This is a genomic window from Streptomyces sp. NPDC019396 (genome assembly GCF_040632375.1).
GTDB lineage: Bacteria > Actinomycetota > Actinomycetes > Streptomycetales > Streptomycetaceae > Streptomyces.
The window spans coordinates 51,991-72,288 of the sequence record NZ_JBEYBS010000027.1 but is presented as its reverse complement, the minus strand read 5'-3'; the positions used below and the strand labels follow the sequence as shown (position 1 = coordinate 72,288).

General features: G+C 72.1%; 19 protein-coding genes. 1 reads left to right on the top strand and 18 read right to left on the bottom strand.

The window, feature by feature from the left end:
• Positions 1-60: 60 nt before the first annotated feature.
• A complete protein-coding gene (locus ABZ532_RS26530; protein WP_361288715.1) occupies positions 61-1,383 on the top strand; it encodes a ricin-type beta-trefoil lectin domain protein in 1,323 nt (440 codons plus the stop codon).
• A gap of 58 nt (positions 1,384-1,441) precedes the next feature.
• On the opposite strand, the gene ABZ532_RS26525 is transcribed toward ABZ532_RS26530, so the two are convergent.
• From ABZ532_RS26525 to ABZ532_RS26440, 18 genes are all read right to left on the bottom strand, one after another.
• Positions 1,442-3,571 carry an ATP-binding protein gene (locus tag ABZ532_RS26525; protein ID WP_361288712.1) on the bottom strand — a complete coding sequence of 710 codons (2,130 nt, stop codon included), beginning with the start codon at positions 3,569-3,571 and terminating at the stop codon, positions 1,442-1,444.
• Positions 3,568-4,275, bottom strand: a complete 708-nt coding sequence (locus ABZ532_RS26520; RefSeq protein WP_361288709.1) for a DUF4255 domain-containing protein — start codon at positions 4,273-4,275, stop codon at positions 3,568-3,570. The genes ABZ532_RS26525 and ABZ532_RS26520 overlap by 4 nt, the downstream gene beginning before the upstream one ends.
• A gap of 154 nt (positions 4,276-4,429) precedes the next feature.
• Entirely contained in the window at positions 4,430-5,071 is a 642-nt protein-coding gene (locus ABZ532_RS26515) for a response regulator transcription factor (RefSeq protein ID WP_361288749.1), read from the bottom strand.
• 121 nt (positions 5,072-5,192) lie between these two features.
• On the bottom strand, positions 5,193-5,855 hold the full coding sequence (locus ABZ532_RS26510) for a DUF4232 domain-containing protein (protein ID WP_361288706.1): 663 nt from the start codon (positions 5,853-5,855) through the stop codon (positions 5,193-5,195).
• A 464-nt stretch (positions 5,856-6,319) separates the two neighbouring features.
• Positions 6,320-6,895, bottom strand: a complete 576-nt coding sequence (locus ABZ532_RS26505; protein ID WP_361288703.1) for a hypothetical protein — start codon at positions 6,893-6,895, stop codon at positions 6,320-6,322.
• Positions 6,892-8,274, bottom strand: a complete 1,383-nt coding sequence (locus ABZ532_RS26500) for a hypothetical protein (RefSeq protein WP_361288700.1) — start codon at positions 8,272-8,274, stop codon at positions 6,892-6,894. The genes ABZ532_RS26505 and ABZ532_RS26500 overlap by 4 nt, the downstream gene beginning before the upstream one ends.
• Positions 8,271-9,107 carry an ABC transporter ATP-binding protein gene (locus ABZ532_RS26495; protein WP_361288697.1) on the bottom strand — a complete coding sequence of 279 codons (837 nt, stop codon included), beginning with the start codon at positions 9,105-9,107 and terminating at the stop codon, positions 8,271-8,273. The genes ABZ532_RS26500 and ABZ532_RS26495 overlap by 4 nt, the downstream gene beginning before the upstream one ends.
• Positions 9,104-9,922: a zf-HC2 domain-containing protein gene (locus ABZ532_RS26490; RefSeq protein ID WP_361288694.1), complete on the bottom strand. Its 819-nt coding sequence runs from the start codon at positions 9,920-9,922 to the stop codon at positions 9,104-9,106. The genes ABZ532_RS26495 and ABZ532_RS26490 overlap by 4 nt, the downstream gene beginning before the upstream one ends.
• The gene (locus tag ABZ532_RS26485) at positions 9,919-10,479 is read right to left on the bottom strand and encodes an RNA polymerase sigma factor (protein WP_361288691.1); all 561 of its coding nucleotides are present in this window, start codon (positions 10,477-10,479) and stop codon (positions 9,919-9,921) included. The genes ABZ532_RS26490 and ABZ532_RS26485 overlap by 4 nt, the downstream gene beginning before the upstream one ends.
• 180 nt (positions 10,480-10,659) lie before the next feature.
• A complete protein-coding gene (locus tag ABZ532_RS26480; RefSeq protein ID WP_361288689.1) occupies positions 10,660-11,259 on the bottom strand; it encodes a GNAT family protein in 600 nt (199 codons plus the stop codon).
• Between the two features lie 36 nt (positions 11,260-11,295).
• A complete protein-coding gene (locus tag ABZ532_RS26475) occupies positions 11,296-11,439 on the bottom strand; it encodes a hypothetical protein (protein WP_361288687.1) in 144 nt (47 codons plus the stop codon).
• A 71-nt stretch (positions 11,440-11,510) separates the two neighbouring features.
• Positions 11,511-12,455, bottom strand: coding sequence for an isocyanide synthase family protein (locus ABZ532_RS26470; RefSeq protein ID WP_361288684.1), 945 nt, complete (start codon positions 12,453-12,455; stop codon positions 11,511-11,513).
• Positions 12,456-12,473: 18 nt separating this feature from the next.
• On the bottom strand, positions 12,474-13,739 hold the full coding sequence (locus tag ABZ532_RS26465) for a cytochrome P450 (protein ID WP_361288681.1): 1,266 nt from the start codon (positions 13,737-13,739) through the stop codon (positions 12,474-12,476).
• 13 nt (positions 13,740-13,752) lie between these two features.
• The gene (asnB, locus tag ABZ532_RS26460; RefSeq protein WP_361288678.1) at positions 13,753-15,585 is read right to left on the bottom strand and encodes an asparagine synthase (glutamine-hydrolyzing); all 1,833 of its coding nucleotides are present in this window, start codon (positions 15,583-15,585) and stop codon (positions 13,753-13,755) included.
• A gap of 56 nt (positions 15,586-15,641) precedes the next feature.
• Positions 15,642-17,138, bottom strand: a complete 1,497-nt coding sequence (locus ABZ532_RS26455) for an MFS transporter (protein WP_361288675.1) — start codon at positions 17,136-17,138, stop codon at positions 15,642-15,644.
• Positions 17,139-17,196: 58 nt separating this feature from the next.
• Complete coding sequence (locus ABZ532_RS26450) at positions 17,197-18,027, bottom strand: ABC transporter ATP-binding protein (protein ID WP_361288672.1); 831 nt, start codon at positions 18,025-18,027, stop codon at positions 17,197-17,199.
• Positions 18,024-19,112: an iron ABC transporter permease gene (locus tag ABZ532_RS26445; protein ID WP_361288669.1), complete on the bottom strand. Its 1,089-nt coding sequence runs from the start codon at positions 19,110-19,112 to the stop codon at positions 18,024-18,026. The genes ABZ532_RS26450 and ABZ532_RS26445 overlap by 4 nt, the downstream gene beginning before the upstream one ends.
• Positions 19,113-19,114: 2 nt before the next feature.
• Entirely contained in the window at positions 19,115-20,179 is a 1,065-nt protein-coding gene (locus ABZ532_RS26440; RefSeq protein ID WP_361288666.1) for an ABC transporter substrate-binding protein, read from the bottom strand.
• Between the last annotated feature and the right edge of the window lie 119 nt (positions 20,180-20,298).

The window sequence follows — 20,298 nt, the reverse complement described above, 5'->3', positions numbered from 1 at the left end:
CACGGGATCGTGCCCCGGGGCCTGCGGACACGACGCCGCCTTCCCGTTAGCGTCCGAAACGTGAGCCTTTGGACTTCTCTGGAACCCGCGTCGGCCACCGTGGATCCCGGTGGCACGACGACCGTTCGACTGCGTGTGCGCAACACCGGCGATGTCGTCGACGAGTACCGCTTCGAACCCGTCGGCGACATCGCCCCGTGGACGAGGGTGGAGCCGCAGACCCTGCGGCTCTACCCCGGCACCACGGGAACGGTGGAGCTGACCTTCACCCCGCCCCGTACCCCCGACGCGACCGCGGGCCCCAACCCGTACGCCGTACGGATCTCGCCGACGGAGCACCCCGAGGCCACCACCGTCCCCGAAGGCAACCTGACGATCACTCCGTTCACCGAAGTGCGGGCCGAGATCGTCCCGCCCACCGTGAAGGGCCGGTTCCGGGGACGGCCGAAGCTGGCGATCGACAACATCGGCAACACCAGACTGACCTGCTCGGTCGCCGGAAGTGACAACGGCGACGACCTCTCGTACGAGATCCACCCGTCCAGCGTCCAGATCGAACCGGGCCGCGCCGCCTTCCTGAACGTGCGGCTCAGGCCCCGGGAGATCATCTGGTTCGGTTCGAAGGAGCGGCGGCCCTACACACTGGCCGTGCAGCGCTCCGGGGTGGACCCGCTGAACACCGAGGGCACCTACGTCCAGCGCGGCTTCCTGCCCCGCTGGCTCGCCACGTTCCTCGGGATCCTTCTGGCGCTCGCCATCACGTTCGTGATGCTCTGGATCACCTACAAGCCCCAGGTCCGCAGTGCCGCCACGGAGAAGCCCGTGGAAGCCGGGGTCGTACTGCCCGACCCGGCCGCGTCCCCGGAGGAGAAGCCCTCGGAGGAACCCGAGAAGCCGGCGGAGCCGTCCGAAGAGCCCGAGACCGATCCCGGGCCTGAAGGGGGCGGGGGCGGGGAGCCGGACACCGAACCGGCGCCCGAGGAACCGGCGGCCGGGTCCGTGATCATCGGGCAGGGCTCGGACCTCTGTATCGACGTCACCGACGCTCAGGACGGCGGATACCCGGACGGGACCCAGCTCCAGATCTGGGGCTGTGCCGGATCGGCCAACCAGAAGTGGGAGTTCCTGGAGGACGGCACCGTGCGCTCGCTCGGACTGTGCATGGATGTCGCGAACGGCTCCCGGGACGACGGGGCCGCCATCCAGATGGCCCGGTGCAGCGGCAACCCCGCGCAGACATTCGTGCTGAGTGAGGCCGGCGACCTGGTGAACCCGCAGGCGGACAAGTGCGTGGACGCCTTCGACCAGGGCACGGAGAACGGGACGAAGCTCGTGCTGTGGACGTGCAACGGGCAGTCGAACCAGAAGTGGCGCGTCGAGTAGCCGACGCGCTCTCGGTCCGCCGGGCGAGCGTGAGGCCACGCGGGAGCGGCGAGGGCCGCTACCAGTTGCCCTCGCCCGGCACCAGGCGTCCCGCCTTGCGGTATTCCCGGCGGGCGCCGTCCAGCAGGTCGGCCGTGGTCACCGGCTCACCTCGGCCGGCGGCCGCGTAGGCGGCGGTGACGACGGCGCTGCGGATCGATCCCCCGGCGAGCTCGAAGTCCCGGGCGCAGCGCCCCGGGTCGGTGCCGTCGGCACAGGGCACCCGGGCCAGGCTGTGGCGCCAGAGGGCCAACCGCTGATCCGCGTCGGGGAACGGGAAGTCGATCACCAGGTCCAGGCGCCGGGTGAACGCCTCGTCCACGTTGGCCCGCAGATTGGTGGTCAGCAGCGCGATTCCGTCGAAGGACTCCAGGCGCTGGAGGAGATAGGCGCTCTCCATGTTGGCGTAGCGGTCGTGTGAGTCCTTCACCTCGGAGCGCTTGCCGAAGACGGAGTCGGCCTCGTCGAAGAGCAGCACGGCGTCGGTACGGTCGGCCTCGGTGAAGATCCGTTCCAGGTTCTTCTCGGTCTCGCCCACGTACTTGTCGACGACGGACGACAACTGAACCACGTAGAGATCCAGGCCGAGTTCGGCCGCGACGACCTCGGCGGACATCGTCTTGCCCGTGCCGGACTCACCGGCGAACAGTCCGATCACCCCGCGCCCTCGGCCGCCCCCCGCGCTGAGCCGCCAGTCTCCGAGCACCCGGTCGCGATGCCGGGCTCGCAGGGCCAGTTCCCTGAGCTGCCCGAGTGGCCCGTCCGGGAGCACGAGGTCCTCCCAGCCGACATCGGGCCGGATCCGGCGTGCGTGCCGCTCCAGACCGGACGCGGACTGGAGACGGGCGGCGAGCCGGAGATGGGCGGCGGTCAGCGGGGTGCCGTCGAACTCGGCGAGTTCCCGGGCGGTGCGTGCGGCCCGGGCCATGCGTTCGCCGCCGAGACGGTACGGGGCGACGGCGGTGACGAGGTCGGCCCCGGGATCCGTCTCGCCGCCCGACCCGGACTCGTGGGTGGCCACGCCGAGTGTGGAAGCCCAGGCGTCGGCGGAATCGGCGCGCAGTCTCGGCACATCGAGGACCAGGGGGTCTTCGTCGCACCACTGGGGGTCGTACGGGCGGGTGCCGGTGAACAGTACGGTCACATCGCGCGCGGTCAGCGCCCGTATCAGCGGACCGGGATCGTCCGGGACCGGTGACACGACCAGCGCGCGGCCGCTGAGCCTGGCCTCGCGCAGGAGTTCGCCGAGCGGACCGGGCCCGGTGGTGGTAGTGGTTCCTGTGCCGGTAGCGGTAGCGGTGCCGGTGTCGACCGGGGTGAAGTGCAGCGCATCGCGACCGGCCCTGCCCAGAGCCGCGGCGGCGCAGACCAGGCCGTCGCCCTCCCGCTGTTCCCTCAGGTAGGCGGTGAGCGGCGCGGCGGAGATCCGGTCGGTGAGCCTGCGAGTGAAGTCCTCGTCGTAAGGCCCGGGGCAGGCCACGAGCGGGCGTACCCGGCCGGCGAGTGCGGCATCCGGGGTGTCGTCGCCGATGAGATGGGCGACGAGCCGGTCCGGGACGCGCAGCGAGCGGCTGAGGAAGGGGCGTTCGGGCTCGTCGGTCCCGACGAGCCCGAACGCGGCCAGCGGCGCCGCCGCATGGAAACGGGCCCGTGCCCCGGGCGTGTGCGAGGGCAGCCCGCAGAGGTCCAGGGCGAGCCCCACGGTGGCCCGGCGCCTGCTGACGTCGTCGTTGAGATAGGCGTAGAGCGGCTCGAAGCCGCGGTCGATCTCGGGTGCGAGCGCGACCAGGAGCAGTCCCGTGTCCAGCTCGCCGAACCCGAGCCGGTCGGCGAGCCGGGCCAGCCGGTCCGATTCGGCGGACTGCGGCGGGGACCCGTCGCGCAGGTCGACCGGCAGTGCGGGCGTCTCGGTCGTCCCGAGCGCATGCCGGACCGCGTCGTCGGACAGATAGAGGCCGCGCAACGGGTCCCCGGCGGTGGGGTCGTGCGCACTGCGGAGCTCGACCAGGAGGGCGACCCGCTCGCGCAGCCGGGCGAGTCGGGCAAGCAGTACGTCGGCCGGAGCCGGGGGGCGGCCGGGGTCGTCCGATGGGCGCCCGGCGTGGGCGGTTGCCGGTCCGTCGTGCTGCTCGGCAGCGTATGCGGTCATCGGGGCTGCGGCCCTTCGCTGCCCCGGAACGGTGCCCTGCCACCGCTGCCGGTGCCGCCGGCGGACGTGCTCGCCGGGTCAGCGGGGCGCAGCGATCTGTGGCTCCGCTCCGGCGAGCCCTCCAGGGTGCCGTCGATTCCGCGGACCCGGACCGCAGCGCCTTCGGTGACCGGCGGCCCGGCGTCGTACTCGGGGGCCGCCGGGAACGGCGCCGTCACCACCACGTCAAGGGACGGCTTGAGTTCGCCTCCGAGGGCGGACCAGATTTCGGCCAGCGACCGGGACTCGGTCTGGGTCCCGGCGACCGTGAGGGGTACCGAGAGCCCCAGCGCCCCCAGCGAACCGGGCAGTTCGTCCGCCGCCAGGATCTCGCGGGGTATCAGGGTGGCCAGTACGGCGGCGAGCAGCCGGTGTTCGTCCTGGGGCTGCTTGGTCCAGGCCGTGACGAGGTAGGACAGCCGGAACCAGCGGGGCGGCTGACGGTGCTTGAGCACCGCTCCCCTGTCGTCCACGACCGGGGTCGTACCGCGCTGCCTGCGGGCCACGTCCTCACGGATGTCGTACAGGTAGGCGTTGATGGCGGGCGCGTTGCGCCTGGCCGCCCAGTCGCGGGTGGGAGCCTCCAGGGAGACGTCGACCCCGGAGCCGGTCAGCGCGCCACCTCCGATGATCCTTTTGAGGACCTCGTCCACCTCGTGGATCACCGTCGCGCTCCCGCCTTGCTGTGAGGTGTTGCCGTGCAATTCCCGATTCTTTCCCGGCCGCGCCCGCGTGAGCAGGCACGCAGGGGACAGCGCCGGGGCGGCCCGGGGTGTCCGGAAGGCCGCCCCGCCGCTGCCCCCACGGGCACCCCTGCGGTCAGAGGTAGCCTTCGCGCAGCGCGTAGGCCACGGCATGGGCTCGGTTCCGCAGGTGCAGACGGGTGGTCAGCCCGTGCATCACGTTCTTGACCGTGCGTTCCGAGTACGAGAGCTTGCCCGCGATCTCGCTGGTGTCGAAACCGTCGGCGACCAGCCGCAGAACGTCCACCTCGCGCGCCGCCAGCCCCTGACCGGGAGCACCGGCGTGGCCGGTGGCCGAGCGCTGGAGGCTGCCCACCTGGTTCATCAGGCGGCCCAGCAGATCGGCCGGGAGATCGCCGTCACCACGGGACGCCGCGAGTACGGCCTGCGACAGCCGGTGTCCGGTGGCTTCGTGGCGCCAGACGACGGCCCCGACACCGGACTCGATGACATCGAGGAGCTCGGACTCCCGCACCGCGCTCACCACCAGGACGGCGCGGACGCCCTCGCTGCGTACGAGTCTGCGCAGCCGGGTGAGCATGGTCTCGTCCGGGGTCTCCCCGACCAGCACCGCCACGGTGCCGGGTCTGGACTCCGCCTCCTCGCAGAGGTCGATGACCGGGTGCTGGCGCAACTGGGTGAGCACCCCCGCGCGGGAGATCGGGTCGGCCGCGTGCACGACGACGGGAATGTGCGGCGCGGGGTCTGTTCTGCCGATGTCGGCCGGAACGGGCGCCGCGGCCGAAGCCGGGGCCGTGGTGGCTGATGAGCCGGTTCGTATGGTGCGAAGTGAGCTGCGCAACCGTTCTCTCCCCTTTGTCGGTGCCGTCGTCGTGTGCTCAGTAGGTGAGCGCGTCCTGCGCGTCGCTCAGCCAGTAGGTGACGGCCGCGCTGTCGTCCTTGAAGACGTCCGGCGGGAGGTCGAGGTTGGTGGGGCTGCCGACTGATTCACCACCGCTGCCGGAGGCGAGCTGTACGGCCAGTTTCCGTGCGGTATGCCCACCTGACTCGGCACCGGGCTCACCTGTCAGCCTGATCGAGGCGTAGGCGGCGACGCCGGGCTGGAGGCTGACCACGGCCTGGGGACGGCTGTCCTCGACGAGTTGGACGGCGGCCTGTTCGTCGTCGAAGCGGAGCACAGGTGCGCCGTAGGCGTCGCAGACGGTGGAGCCCGTGTTGGTGACCGCGAGCAGCAGATGGTTGAGCGGGCGGGACACCTTGCTGACGACGACCTTGATGTGGGCGTTGGTGCAGGCGCCGGAGGCGGCTCCGTCACCGCTGCCGCTCTGGCCGCCGCGGCTCGCGGTGGGGGCGGGCGCCCCGGGGCTCGCCCCGGAACCCGGCGTTCCGGACCCCGCCTTCGCGGAGGTTCCGTTGCCCGCCGTGCCGCCCGCCGGGGCAGCCGCCCCGGAAGAGGCGTCGTCGTTCTGGCAGGCGGTCAGGGACAGCCCCGCCGTGAGCGCGAGGGCGGCGATGGCGGTGCGGGACCGGATGGTGTTCATGGTGGATCGACTTTCCTTGTGGGGGGATTCAGCCACTCGTGGCCAGCCTGATCTGCACTGCGACGCAGCAGACCAGGACGAGGATCGCGACGATGTCGCTCATGCTTACTCGGGTTCGCATGACTGCTCCCGGTGGGGGTTGGTGCTGTGCAGAGCTTTCGGGAAGGGAGGCCGTGGGACAACAGGACCAGACCAATCAGGGAAGCTGGAACGCTGGAACAAGCCTTGACCTGGCGAAACAGCAGCACCCTGGAACGCGGAACTGGGACGGCGGGACCTCGGCCCCGCGCCCGTTCACTCTCGGGACGGCGCCCGGAAGGCCCTCCAGACGCTGCCCCTGGGACTGCCAGCCGGGTCCGAAAGGCTGTCCGCAGATGCCCGAACAGGCAGCCGGAAGAGCCCCGGACAGAACCTGGGACCCGGACGAAGTCCACGGGGAACGGGTCCGTCGAGGTGCCGTGCACCTACCGTCTCGGTCCCGCGACGGCGTAGGCCGTGGTGCCGGCGACCGTGATGGCGAGAGCTGTCCAGATACCCGCATCCGTGCCGGGCGGCAGCAGCATCCATGTCGCCGTCTGCGTCGGTGCCCCGGCCGATGGCGGCGCGTAGATGGCGTACGAGAGCCAGATGAGCGGCAGCGACCACGCGTACCGCGCGCCCCAGAACACCGCTCCGACGGCGACGAGACCCATCAGTCCCGCACTGTCGCGGATGACGAACGCGGTGGTGGCGAGGTCGTCGCCGGTGGCCTGCACCGCCAGCAGCGCAGCGCCGACGACCGCACCGCCGAGCAGTATGTGCGCCGCCCGGCGCGGGGCCCAGCGGATGGCCGCCGTCCGGTCCAGTGCGGGGTCCTGTCCGCCGAGCCCGACCGACACCGCCATCGCTCCGGCGGCGATCACGAGCGCGGGCAGTCTCGGGTCGGCATGCCCCGCACTGCCGTCACGGGTGAGCGGCCACACCACCAGCGCGGTGGCGAGTACCGCGGCGAGTGACGCGGGGACCTGCCGTGAGCGTGCGTACAACGTCAGCCATCTCACGGGGTCTCACCACCGGACAGCACATAGAGCGGGTCGGCCGTGCAGAGGAGCGCGGCGGTGTGCGCGGCATGAACGCGTGCGCGCTGTTCGGCCGGCGGCAGGGCCTTGAGCCGCTTCCACACCGGTTCGGCCTGCGCCGTCAGATCGCTCGCGGAGTGCTGGGTGCCGCGGATCGGCGCGAGTTCACCGAGGACCCAGCCCGCGGCGATGCTCTGCGCGGCGGTTTCGCTGGGCATACCACTGCTGCTGACCGTGGTGCGGGGGAAGCAGTGGGGCGCGAGTCCCTGGCCGAGCAGGGCTCTGGTCAGGTCCTCGCCCTTCACGGTGGAGACGGCTCCGTCGTCGAAGTCGACGAGTACGGATGTGCGGGACCGCTCGAGGTCGTCGCTCGTCGACCGTGGCGCTGTGGCCTCCCGGATCGAAACCGGAGCCCGGCTGCCCAGCGTCTGCCGCAGCAGGCGCAGCGCCTCCTTCCCGGGAGCCGCGAGCTCGGCCAGGCGTGCCTGGTGCAGCCTCGTCACACACACCGGTCCCTCACACACCTGCGCGGCGGCGGCTTCGTCGACGACATACGCCCGTCGCGGATCGGAGGGGAGGATGAGCAGCGCTACCGCGGCGCCGGCCAGAACGGGAACCAGGGCCATGAACCGGGCACGCCGGGACGCAGCGAGCATCAGGGCGAAGCCCGTGACTGCCACGCCGGTCAGCCAGACCGTCTGCCCGACGTGCACGGAGGCGGAGAGCGTGAGGAGCACCTCGCGCACGGGTGCCACCCCCGGAGACAGCAGCGCGAAGCGGATCGGCACGGCGCCCGTCGGCACCGCCGGGTCCGAGGACAGCCGCAGGAGGGTGGTGCAGGCCAGGGCGACCACGGCGAGCGCGGGCGGAGTGAGGGGGGACGGCAGGGCGCGTCCGACTCCCATGCCCAGAACGGCTCCCGCCACGAGGGCGAGCACGCCGACCAGTGGGATCGGCAGCCAGCCGAGGTGGGCATAGGCGCTTCCGGCGAACACCTGGACGGCGCCGATGAGGCTGAGGAGCGCGAAGGCCGAAGCCAGTGCGATGGCGGTGGCGCCCACCAGGGTGGCGGCGCGGTGCCGGGCGGGCCGCGGTGTGCTCGCCAGCAGCTCGCCCATCGCCGAGCGGTGGTCGCGCAGCCCCTGGAGCGCCCCGAACCCCAGAGCCAGCGGCCACAGGAAGGCCAGCAGCATGCGGGTCCACAGCGCCAGTGAGGTCCACTGGGCCGTCCACCGCGCGGTGCCGTCCCACCACGGTCCGGGGATCAGGCAGAGGAAGGCCAGCGCGGTAGCCAGGGCCACGGCTGCGGCCCATGCCGCGGCGGAGCGTTTCAGTTCGATGCGCAGGACACGGGCGCTCACCAGGTGCCCCTTTCCCGCTCCGGGCTCTTCAGCAGGGCCGAGTAGCCGCGCTCCAGGGGGCTGTCACCCACGTGCTCGGGGCCGCCCGCAGCGGCCAGTTGGTCCGGGGTGCCCTGGAAGACCAGCCGTCCTTCGGCGATGAGCAGCACGTCGGTGCAGGCGGCTGCGACATCCTCCACCAGGTGAGTGGACACCAGTACACAGGTGTCCGTGGCGAGTTCCTGGAGCAGTTCGCGGAAGCGCAACCGCTGTGCCGGGTCCAGGCCGACGGTCGGTTCGTCCAGCAGCAGGATCGACGGATCGTTGACGATGGCCTGGGCGATGCCCACGCGCCGCACCATGCCGCCCGACAGGGCCTTCATCCTCTCGTCGGCGCGGTCCGCGAGGCCGACCCGCTCGACGGCGCGCTGCACCGCCGCGGGGATCTGCGCCTTCGGCACCTCTTTCAGCCATGCCATGTATTCGACGAACTCGCGTACCGTGAAGCGCTTGTAGTAGCCGAACTCCTGCGGCAGATAGCCGATCCTGCGGCGCACCGCGCGGTACTCGCCCATGCGGCCGACATGCCGGCCGAGCAGTTCCAGGGTGCCGTCCGCGGGGCTCAGCACGGTGGCCAGGGCCCGGATGAGGGTGGTCTTGCCCGCCCCGTTGGGGCCGAGCAGACCGTGCACGCCGGTGCCCAGCGACAGGTCGAGCCCGTCGACGGCCAGGCGTTTGCGCCCGGCTCTGACCTTCAGTCCGGTGGCCCGGATCTCCCAGGCGTATGCCGTCGGGGTGATGTCGGCGTCGTTCAGCACGGCGGGCATGGCGTCTCGGTCCTTTCCTGTGGTCATCGATGGGCTCCCAGCACGGAGTACGCGCCCCTTCGGGCGATCACGACACCGGTGCCGAGTGCCAGGACCAGGCCCCACACGGGCAGCGATCCCGGGCCCAGGGCAAGAACCGCCGGGCTGGTCGCCAGGGTCGGCGCCACGACCAGGGCGGCCCACGCGGCGACCAGCCCGACGGCCGCACGGGTCACGCCGACGACGCTGCCGACGGCGAGGGTGGCAGAGGTGAGGGCGAGGCAGGGCAGCAGCCACTGGGCCGCCGTCACACCGGTCGCCCAACCGCCCGCGAAGAGCGCGGGGAGCACGACGCAGAGCACGGAGGCGGTGCGCCGCAGCACCAGATACAGGCCGGCTCTCGGCGTGGCGGCCGTCAGCTCGTACGCCGGGTCGAGGCCGCGCGACCAGGAGGCCGCGACACCGAGCACGGGCAGCACAGGGGCGAGCAGCAGGACGAGTGGCGCCTCTTCGGGGCCGGTGCCGACCAGGTCGAGCAGCAGCGCGACCAGGGTGACGGTCATCGTCATGGCCAGCCAGGGCACCATCGAGGGAGTCAGCCAACCGGTCAGCCGCGCGGGCCACTTCCGCCGGTACGGCACCGGGATGCTCGCGGCCAGCCCCGGTTCGAGACCGGACCACACCGTGTCCACCAGTGCCGCCACCGCGGGCGCCCCGGCCGTGACGGCGGCCGACAGACGGTCGCGGCACGGTCCGCAGGTCTCCATGTGGGCCTCGAGGGCCCACACGACGTCGGGGGCGATGCCCGTGTCGCCGCGCGCGTAGCCGTCGATGATCCGCGCCGGCACGTGTTCCACGCTCATGAAAGCGCCTCCCGCATCACGCTTCGGGCCCGGCGGGCACGGGTCTTGACCGTGCCTTCGGGCAGCCCCAGCAGGACCGCGGTCTCCCGGACGGACAGCCCGTCGAGGACCATGGCCTGCAGCACCTGGCTGAGTTCGGGTGCCAGCCGGCGCAGTGCGTCTCCGACGTCCCCGCCGACGGTCACCGCGAGGGCCTCGTCCTCGGCGGCGGGCGCCGCTTCGGCGTGAGCCGCCGCGGGCGGTGGATCGGCATGGTGGGCCCGGCGCCGGAACGCGTCGACGAGGCGACGTGCCGCGATCGTCCACAGCCACCCGACCGCCGTCCCGCCGACCGCTGCCCCGGCAAACGCGCCTGCCGCGCGCCACACCGCCAGATAGGTCTCCTGCATGACCTCGGCGACGATCTGCTCGTCCGCGCAGCGGCGGCGCAGCCGCACCGCCAGCCACGGCGACGTACGCCGGTACAGCTCCTCGAACGCCGCGCGGTCCCCACCGGCCACGAGCCGGACGAGATGCTCCTCGTCGGACTCGCGCGGTGTCCTCCTGACTGTTCTCACACCCTCTAGACGTGGAACACGGCCGACAGGATCTTCCCGCCACGTGATCCCCGTCACATGGTGCGGCGGCCTCCGGAGCTCGTCCAGCCGAGGCCGCCCACGCGGGCCGGGGACAGGCTCCGGCCCGGACCCGGCTCGCCGGGACGCCGGGCCACGGGCGTGCGGCGGGCCCGCGCCGGACTACGCGCCCAGTCGGGCGGTCAGGCGCTCCTTGGCCGCGGGCCATTCCGAGGCGAGGAGCGAGAAGTACACCGAGTCGCGCCAGGTGCCGTCCGGCCGTCGGCGATGGCGGCGCAGCACGCCTTCGCGCTGCGCCCCGAGACGCGCGATGGCCGCCTGGGAGCGGTGGTTGAGGTGATCCGTCTTCAACTGCACGCGTCCCATGTCGAGGTCCTCGAAGGCATGGGTGAGCAGCAGCAGCTTCGACTCGGAGTTGACAGCGGAGCGCCAGTACGCGCGCCCGTACCACGTCCAGCCGATCTCCAGCCGCTCGTTCGCGGCGTCGATGTCCATGTAGGCGGTCCAGCCGATAGCGTGGCCGCTCGCGCGGTGGATCACGGCGAAGGGGACGCACTCCCCCCGTCCGGCCTCCTCCAGCAGCACGGCGAGCCTGTCACCCAGCTCCTCCTGCGTCCGGGGCGCCGGGCCGCCCTGCCAGCGCCAGACCTCCTCGTCGCGTCCTCCTGCCGCGAAGAGCTCGCCGAGGTGCTCGACCGACAGCGGCTCCAGGCGTACGTGGGTGCCGGTGAGTGCGATGGGGCGGGGAGTCAGAGCAGACATGACACGCACAGTACCCCCTGTCGCACTAGCAGCAAATTACTTTTGCACTAGTTCAATCACGGTCAGCGCGCCGTTCTCGCGCGACTCCGCGAGATAGGACCGCGCCGGCGTTCCGGCGCGGTTGAACCAGTCGGCGATGACGGCGACTTCGTCCGGGGGGTAATCCGCGAAGAGCCCCATGAGCCGCATTTCGAAGGTGCTGACCCCCTGACGGCCCCTCGCGGACTGGCACAACACGCCGGCACCCCGGGTCACGTGGCGCCTTGCACGAAGTGGCTCGGCCTGCCGTCCCGGTGCACCAGGCGCCCCCGCCGCTCCGCCTCGGCACGGGGCAGGAGGCTCCAGGTGCCGTCCGCGTGGCGCAGGGCGGCGGAGTGCCAGGGGGTGGTCCAGGCGTCGGACGCGTCGAGGAGGCGGATACCGAACTTGGGCGCGCCGACGGGCTGGGGGTGGATCGACAGCCGCACGGACCGGGGATGGTGCTCGGCGACCAGCGCGCCCCAGGCGCGGCTGCGCTGGATGACACCGTAGGCACGGCGGCGGCACTCGCGCTGGAGGGCGGAGCGGGTGCCCGTGAAATCGGCGGTGTCATCGAGGAGGAAGCGGGTGATGCCCCGGTAGAGGGTCAGGGTGTGGCCACCGGCGCGCACCTCGGCGCGCAGGGCGTCCAGCGCGGGGGCGTACCGGTTGTGGACGTGGGCGCGTTTCTGCGCGTGCGGGAGGTCGCCCCGGACATCCCTGAGGTCGAAGACGGACAGATGGTCCGGGCCCAGTTCGGAGATCAGCCTGCGCAGTTCGTCGGAGTAGGCGTCGATGTGGTCGTCGGGTACGCGGATGAGGTCGCCGAAGACATGGCCGTCGGAGCAGATGACGACACGTGCGCCGGGAGGATGGATCTCGCCGATCCTGGCGCAGAGATCGTTGAGGAAGCCGAGGGAGAGCCGTTCTCCCTGGTCGGGCAGATGTCCGAGGACCTTGGCGGGGTTCGGGGACTTGCAGGGGAAGCCCGGCAGGGTGAAGACGACCGGTTCACCGCGGCGTACGAAGTCGCCGATGCGGTGCACCTGGTGGGGAAAGGCCTCGGCGGGCGCGGGCGCGGTCCCGGTAGTCGTGCGGTGGTGCGGGAGCAGCAGGTCCAGGACGGACCTGCTGACGGTGTGCGTGAATCGGGTGTCCGGTGCGGTGGTCAACCGCATGGGGGTCCTCCGTGGGGGTCAGATACGCCGCTCGTAGGCGACGGGCAGCCTGCTGGTGCCGCGGCCCAGTACGGCAGGGGTCCATGCGAGTTCCTCTTCCGGTACGGCGAGCCGCAGTCCTGGCAGCCGTGCGATGAGGGTGCCGAGCGCGATGCGCAGCTCGGCGCGGGCGAGTGCGGCGCCGGGGCAGAAGTGGATGCCGTGCCCGAAGGCGAGGTGCGGGTTGGGGCTGCGGTCGAGGTCGAGCTCGTCGGGCTTCTCGAAACGCCGGGGGTCGCGGTTGGCGGCACACAGAGAGACGATCACGGAGTCCCCGGCGGGGACACCGGTGCCGTGCAGGTCGCTGGCCTCGGCGAAGAAGCGCCAGGTGGTGAGCTCGAAGGCACCGTCATAGCGCAGGAGTTCCTCCACGGCCCGCGGCAGCAGCCCGGGGTCGCGCCGCAGCCGGTCGAGTGCGCCGGGATGGCGGAAGAGGGCGATGAGCGCGGTGGTGATCTGGTTGGTGACCGGTTCCTGGCCTGCGACAAGGAGCTGGAAGATCATGGAGTCCAGCTCTTCCCGGGAGAGCTCGCCTCGGTCGCGGGCGGCCACGAGCCGGCTGAGCAGGTCGTCCCCCCGGTGTGCGCGCTTGTGCGTGACGACCTCGGCGATATAGCTCTGAAGACCGTGCAGCCGGGCCTCGTACAGCGGCCGTCCCGGGTCGGTGGGACCGACCGGCTGGACGACCTTGCCCCAGTCACGGTCGAATCCTGCCGCCAACTCGGGTGGCAGGCCGATGACTTCGGCGAGCACCTGGAACGGGAAGTGGGCGGCGAAGCCGGACACCAGATCGGCGGGGCCGGTCCGGGGCAGGGCGTCGACGAGGGTGTCGGCCAGCTCCTGGAAACGCGGGAGCAGTGCGTCGATACGGCGGGGGGTGAACCCGTCGGTCACGAAGCGCCGCATGTGGGTGTGCTTGGGCGGATCCTGGTGGAGCAGATGCACCTGGAGCTGGGAGTGCTGGGGTTCGGGCATGATCGACGCCCGGACACGCCACCGGTCGTTTCCCCGGTCGTGGTTCTTGCCGAGGCGGTCGTCGTTCAGGGCCGCGTGGGCGGCCTCGTATCCGGTGACGAGCCAGGCGCGCACGCCGCTGGGGAAGAGCACCCGGTGCACGGGGCCGGCCTCGCGCATGCGCTCGTAGAGCGGGTACGGGTTGGCCTTGTACGGGCAGCCCATGAGCGGCACCGGTTCGGGCAGTGGTGCGGCCGCGGCCGACGGGTGCGGCTGTTCCTGGATGGTCATGGTGCTGCGCTCCTCAGAGGACGAGTTCGGGCCGGTGGTGGTCCAGCCACAGGGCGAGGTCGACGACTCGTTCGAGCCGGAGGCGGTGCCCCCACTGGAGCCGCTCGGGCGGGGTGTCGAGACAGGGTTTGATGAGGGTCTCGTCGGCGAGGGCGCGGACCTGTTCGGTGGCGAGCGCGTCCCTGGCCAGGTCCTGGAGGCCCCGGTTGTAGTCGGGGTGGTGGGTGGCCGGGTAGTGGTTCTTGGGCCGGTGCAGTACGGAGTCGGGAGCGAGGCCGGCGCCGGCGGCCCGCAGCAGGCTCTTCTCCCTGCCGTCGAAACTCTTCAGGCTCCAGGGAGTGCTGAAGGCGTACTCCACCAGTCGGTGGTCGCAGTAGGGCACCCGGACCTCCAGGCCCTGGGCCATGCTGAGCCGGTCCTTGCGGTGCAGGAGCTGGCGCAGCCAGCGGGTCAGCGAGAGGTGCTGCATCTCGCGCTGACGGTGCTCGGTGGCCGTCTCGCCGTCGGTGTGCGGCACGGCCGCAAGCGCGTCGCGGTAGGTGTCTTCGCGGAACTCCCCCATCCGCAGATCGAGTTCGGGGTTCAGCGGCATGGCGGCCTCGTCGCCGGTGACCAGCAGCCAGGGGAAGGTGGGTGCGGCGAGCGCCTTGGGGTTGTGGAACCACGGGTAGCCACCGAACACCTCGTCCGCCGCCTCACCCGAGAGCGCGACGGTGGAGTGCCGCCGTATCTCGCCGAACAGCAGATACAGCGAGGTGTCCATGTCGCCCACGCCGATCGGCGAGTCCCGCGCCGCGACGACCGCCCTGCGGTGCTCGAGGTCGAGCAGGGCGAGCGGATCGAGGACCACGGTGCTGTGGTCCGTGCCGATGTACGCCCCGGCCTCGGTGGCGTACGGGGTGTCGTGGCCGGTGCGCAGTACGTCGCCGGTGAACCGCTCGGCCTGGTCGCTGTAGTCGACCGCGTATGACCGGATGCGCTCGCCCGGGCCCTCGCGCCTGCGCAGTTCACCGGCGAGCAGCGCGGTCAGCACCGTGGAGTCGATGCCGCCGGAGAGCAGGCTGCACAGTGGGACGTCCGCCTCCAGCTGGCTGTGCGCCGCCGCCGCGACCAGATGGCGGACCCTGTCGACAGTGGTGTCCCGGTCGTCCTCGCTAGGGTGGGGCCTGGCCGCGAGCTGCCAGTAGCGGCGCTCGCGGACACCGTCGCGGTCCAGCACGAGGGTCCCGCCCGGCTCGACCTCCCTGACGCCCGACCACACCGTGGGGCCGGTGTTGAACAGCAGGCTGAACGCCTCCCGCAGTCCGTCCGCGTCGACGCGGGGCCGGATCCCTGGGTGGGCGAAGAGGGCCTTGGGCTCGGACGCGAAGGCCAGGCCGCCGTCGACGGCGGCCCAGAAGAGGGGCTTGACGCCGAGCCGGTCGCGGACCAGGAGCAGGCGCCGGGCACGTACGTCCCAGACGGCGAAGGCGAACATCCCGTCCAGGTGCTCGGCGACGTCCTCACCCCACTGCTGGTAGGCACGCAGAACCACCTCGGTGTCGCTGCGGGTGCGGAAGGCCTGGCCGAGGTTCCTGAGCCGGGCGCGCAGCTCGTGGTGGTTGTAGACCTCGCCGCTGTAACTGAGCACCACGGCCGGATCCTCGGGCTGGTCGGGCATCGGCTGGGCCCCGCCGGGCAGGTCGATGACGGCCAGCCTGCGGTGGCCGATCGCCGCGTGCTCGCCGAGCCAGACGCCGCCCGCGTCGGGGCCGCGCGGGGTGAGCGTGGACGTCATGGCCTCGATGACGGGGGCCTGGGTGCGGGGGTCGTGGTGAAAGGACACCCAGCCGGTGATTCCGCACATGGGCAAGCTCCTCGGTCGGTGCGGGGCGGTCAGTGGGGGCGGTCGGCGCGAGCCGGTCAGCGCGGGGCGGAGGTGGGCGCGGCGACCGCGGTCGCGGGCGCCCCGGTGGTACGGCTCGACGCGGGCAGGGCGAGCAGGGGTATGGAGAACGCGGCGGCGGTGGCGGCCAGTACGAGTCCGGCCCGGGCACCCTGAGCGGCCCCGGCCAGGCCCCAGACCGCCGTGGCGAGCACCGGGCCGAGGGTGAATCCGAGGCTGCGGGCGAGCTGCACCGTCGAACCGGTGGTCGCGGCCCGCTCCGGTGGCGCCGCGCTCATGACCAGGGCCTGGGTGGGGCCACCGTTCAGCCCCATGCCGGCACCGGCGAGCGCGAGGCGCCAGGCCACGTCGCCAGGTGACCAGCCGCCGTCCAGCGGGACCAGCAGGAAGAGCCCCGTCGCCGTGACCACGGCTCCGCTGAGAGCGACCGGTCTGGCACCGAACCGGTCGGCCAGGCGTCCGCCGAGCGGTCCGGCGACGCCCATGCCGAGCGGGAATGCGAGCACGGTCAGACCGGTGGCCGTCGCGCTGACACCGTCGTCACGCTGGAGGTGGAAGGCGATGACGTAGTGCACCGCGGCGAACCCGGTCGCCAGTGCCAGTACGGCGCCGTGCGCCGATGCCAGTCCCGGCACCCGCAGCACCCCCGCAACGGGCCTGCCGCCCTGACCGCGCAGCCACAGCCACAGCGGCGGTACGGCGGCCACGGCGAGGGCCAGCCACATGGTGTGGCCCGCCGCCAGGGTCAGCGCGACCAGCAGAACCGTTACTCCTGCGGCGGCGAGCAAAGCGTCCAGCAGCGCCCTCGGCCGCGGCAGCCGCAGCCTCGCCCCGTCGCCCGGCATCGCCCTCCACGCCACCACCAGCGCCAGCACACAGAAGGGGATCTTGACGAGGAACACCGCACGCCAGCCCATCGCGTCCAGCAGCAGCCCGCCGACAGCGGGACCGGTCACCGCGCCGAGCGGACCGAGTGTCGCGGGCACACTCATCGCCCGGCCCCGCAGCGCGGGCCGTACCGAGCCCATGGCCAGCACGGGCATCAGCACGAAGAGCACCGCGCCGAACGCCCCCTGCGCCACCCGGGCGGCGATGAGCAGCCCGGCCCAGGGCGCCGCGGCGGCCAGGGCGCTGCACAGAGCGAACCCGGTGATCGCGACCAGCACGGCGGGCCGCCGGCCCGAGCCGTCCAGCCAGCGGCCGACGGGCAGCAGCAGTGCCACGACGGGCAGCTGATAGCCGAGCACCACCCACTGGACCGTGGCGGCGGGCACCCGCAGGTCCCCGGAGATCGCGGCCAGCGCCACGTTGACGATGTTCATGTCGAGCATCGCCACGAACGCCAGCAGTCCCGCCACACCCACCAGGATCCAGCGGTCCCGGCCGTGATCCCGGCCGTTGGGTATGCCGTTGGATATGCCACCGGCCCCTGCCGGTCCCTGGCCGTGGTGCGTCACCCTTCCGCCCCGCCCTTCGTCGCCGGACGGCTGCCGGACGGCAGCCTCGTCCCACATGTCGGCGGCATGGCGCGTTGAGTTCCCGGCCGATGGCAGGAACCCCGGCCCACGCCGCTCATCCGGTGCGCGGCACTCCCATGGCGTGCGCCTCGACCACGGAAGACGCCACACCGTCCACCGGTGCCCTGTGGTCGAAGGCGATCAGCGGATCCCCCGTCAGCGGGTGCTCCACCACGGCCGCCCTGACCCCGAACACCTCCGCCATCAGCTCGGGCGTGATCACCTCACGCGGCGGCCCGGAAGCGACCACCCGCCCTGCAAGCAGCACATGCAGCCGGTCGCACACCGACGCGGCGGCGTTGAGGTCGTGCAGGGACACCAGGGTGGTGCGACGCCGCACCCGGAGCAGGGCGAGCAGCTCCACCTGGTGCCGTACGTCCAGATGGTTGGTCGGCTCGTCCAGCACCAGGACCTCAGGGTTCTGGGCGAACGCCCTGGCCAACAGCACCCGTTGGCGTTCACCGCCCGACAGGGCCGTGAAGCGGCGGCCGGCCGCGTCGTGCATTCCGACATCCCGTAGTGCCCGTTCGACCAGGTCCCGGTCGGTGGCGTCGTCGCCGGCGAACGCCCGCTTGTACGGCGTACGCCCCATCGCCACCACCTCCCGTACCGTCAGCTCGAAATCGCTGCCCCGCTCCTGCGGCAGCGCCGCCACATGGCGGGCCGCACGGGCCGGGGCCAGCTCCCGGATGTCCGTCCCCGCGAGCAGCACACGGCCCGCTACCGGGCGCAGATGCCGGTAGACCGTACGCAGGAGCGTGGACTTGCCGCTGCCGTTCGGGCCGACAAGGCCGGTGATCTCCCCCTCCTCGGCGATCAGCCCGGCCCCTGACACCACCGTCCGACCCGCGTAGGCCACCTGCAGGTCCTCGATGTCGATCCTCAACTGCCGCTCCCCAGCCTTCGGTCCAGCAGATACAGCAGGGCCGGAGCCCCGATCAGCGAGGTGACCACGCCCACCGGCAGCTCCTGGGTGTCCATGGCCGTGCGGCACACGATGTCCACGACCACCATGAGCAGCGCCCCGAACAGCGCCGAGACCGGCAGCAGCCGGCGGTGGTCACCGCCGATGACCAGCCGGCAGACATGCGGCACCATGAGCGCGACGAAGGCGATCGCACCGGACACGGCGACCAGTACCCCGGTCAGCACACTGGTGACCGTGAACAGCTCCCGGCGCAGCCGGGTGACGTCCACACCGAGCCCGGCCGCCGTCTCGTCCCCCATCAGCAGCGCGTTCAGACCCCGGGCACGCGCCTGGAGCCACAGCAGCGCGACGGGCACGGCGACCGCCGGTACGGCGAGCATCGGCCAACTCGCCCCGCCCAGACTGCCCATGAGCCAGAACAGCACACTGCGGGTCTGCTGCTCATCGCCCGCCTGGAGCACCAGATAGCTGGTGAAGCCGGACAGGAACTGCCCGATCGCCACACCAGCGAGCACCAGCCGCAGCGGAGCGAACCCACCGCCGCGCCGTGCCACCGCCCACACCAGCGCGAACGTCCCCAGGGCCCCGGCGAACGCGGCACCGGAAAGGCCGAGACCCAGCGCACCGCCCGTACCGGCGCCCAGCACGATCGCGGCGACCGCGCCCAAGGACGCTCCGTTGGAGATCCCCAGCAGATACGGGTCGGCGAGTGGGTTGCGTACCAGGGCCTGCACCGCCGTGCCGACCAGGCCGAGACCCGCGCCGATGAGCGCGGCGAGCAGGGCACGGGGCACCCGCAGCTGCCAGACGATCAGGTCACTCGTGCCGGGTCTCGGGGCCTTGCCGGTGAGGTGCCTGCCCACGGCGCCCCATACGTCGGCGGGCGGGATGGAGGTCGACCCCCAGGAGACCGCCGCCGTCAGCGCCGCCAGCAGTGCGACACCGATGCCGATCGCGAGCACCCCGGCGGGCACGCTGCGGGACTCCTCCGGAGCCGCGGAACCAGCGGCTTTGGTGCGGGACCCGGACAGCGTGTCCAGCACGGCTACTTGACCTTCCCGGGGTGGATGGTCCTGGCGATCTCCTGCACGACGGCGGCGTTCTCCACCCCCGCGATGGTGGTGCGCTCCGAGCCGATACGCAGGAAGCGGCCCTCCTTCACGGCCTTCAGCCCGCCGGTGGCGGGGTTGCCCTCCAGCCACTTCCGCGCCTCGTCGAAGGCCTTCGCGTTGGCGTCGCCGCTGCCCCGGTTCCGTACCCCGAGCTGGATCCAGTCCGGGTTCCTGGCCACCACGTCCTCCCAGCTCACCTGCTTGAAGTCGCCGTCGCAGTCGGCGAACACGTTGCGGGCCCCGGCCAGCGTGATCACGGCGTGGGCGACCTGGCGGTTGCACACGGCCATCGGCTGCTTGGTGCCCGCGTCGAAGTCGAAGAAGAAGTACGTCGGCCTGGCCGCCTCCGCCGTACCGCCGACCGCCTTCCGTACGCCGTCCACCTTCTCCCGCATGCCGGCGACGAGTTCCTTCGCCTTCGCGCTCGTACCGGTGACGGCCCCGAGCGCGGTGATGTCCTCCTCGACCGCGGTGAGGTCCTTCAGGGGGCTCTTGCTCTGCGCCGCGCATGCCGTGGACTTCAGGAAGACGTGTTTGATCCCGGCCGCCTCGAACTCCTCCGCGGTCGGCGCGTCGCCCATCCCGCCGCCGCCCATGTTGCCCATGGCGGCGAAGGTGTCGATGTACAGGTCGGCTCCGGAACCGAGGAGCTTCTCCTTCGGGATGACGGTCTCGCCGAGCACCGGGACCTTCTGCGCCATGGCGTCCAGCCCAGCCGGAAGAGTTCCCTCGCCGGGCGGGAATCCGGTGCCGGCCACCTTGTCGCCGGCGCCCAGACGGAGCAGCAGTTCCAGACTGGACGCGTTACTGGTGACGATCCTCCTCGGGGTGGTGTCGAAGGTGGTCTTGGCGCCCATGCAGTCGGTGACGGTCACCGGCGCCCCGCCGGCGGAGGCGTCCGAGCCCTCGTCCCCCTCTTCGTCGGTTCCGCCGCCACATCCCGCCGCGAGGAGTCCGAGCAGGGCGACCGCCGTACCGCACCACACACGAGAACGCATTCAACTCTCCAGAACTGTTCGGCACGGGGGCAGCACATCGCCCCCGGTCCACAAGTCGGGTTGAGCACGGTGTGAGTTCCCGTACCGGTGTGCGGGTTCCGGCGCGCGCTCGGGGCACG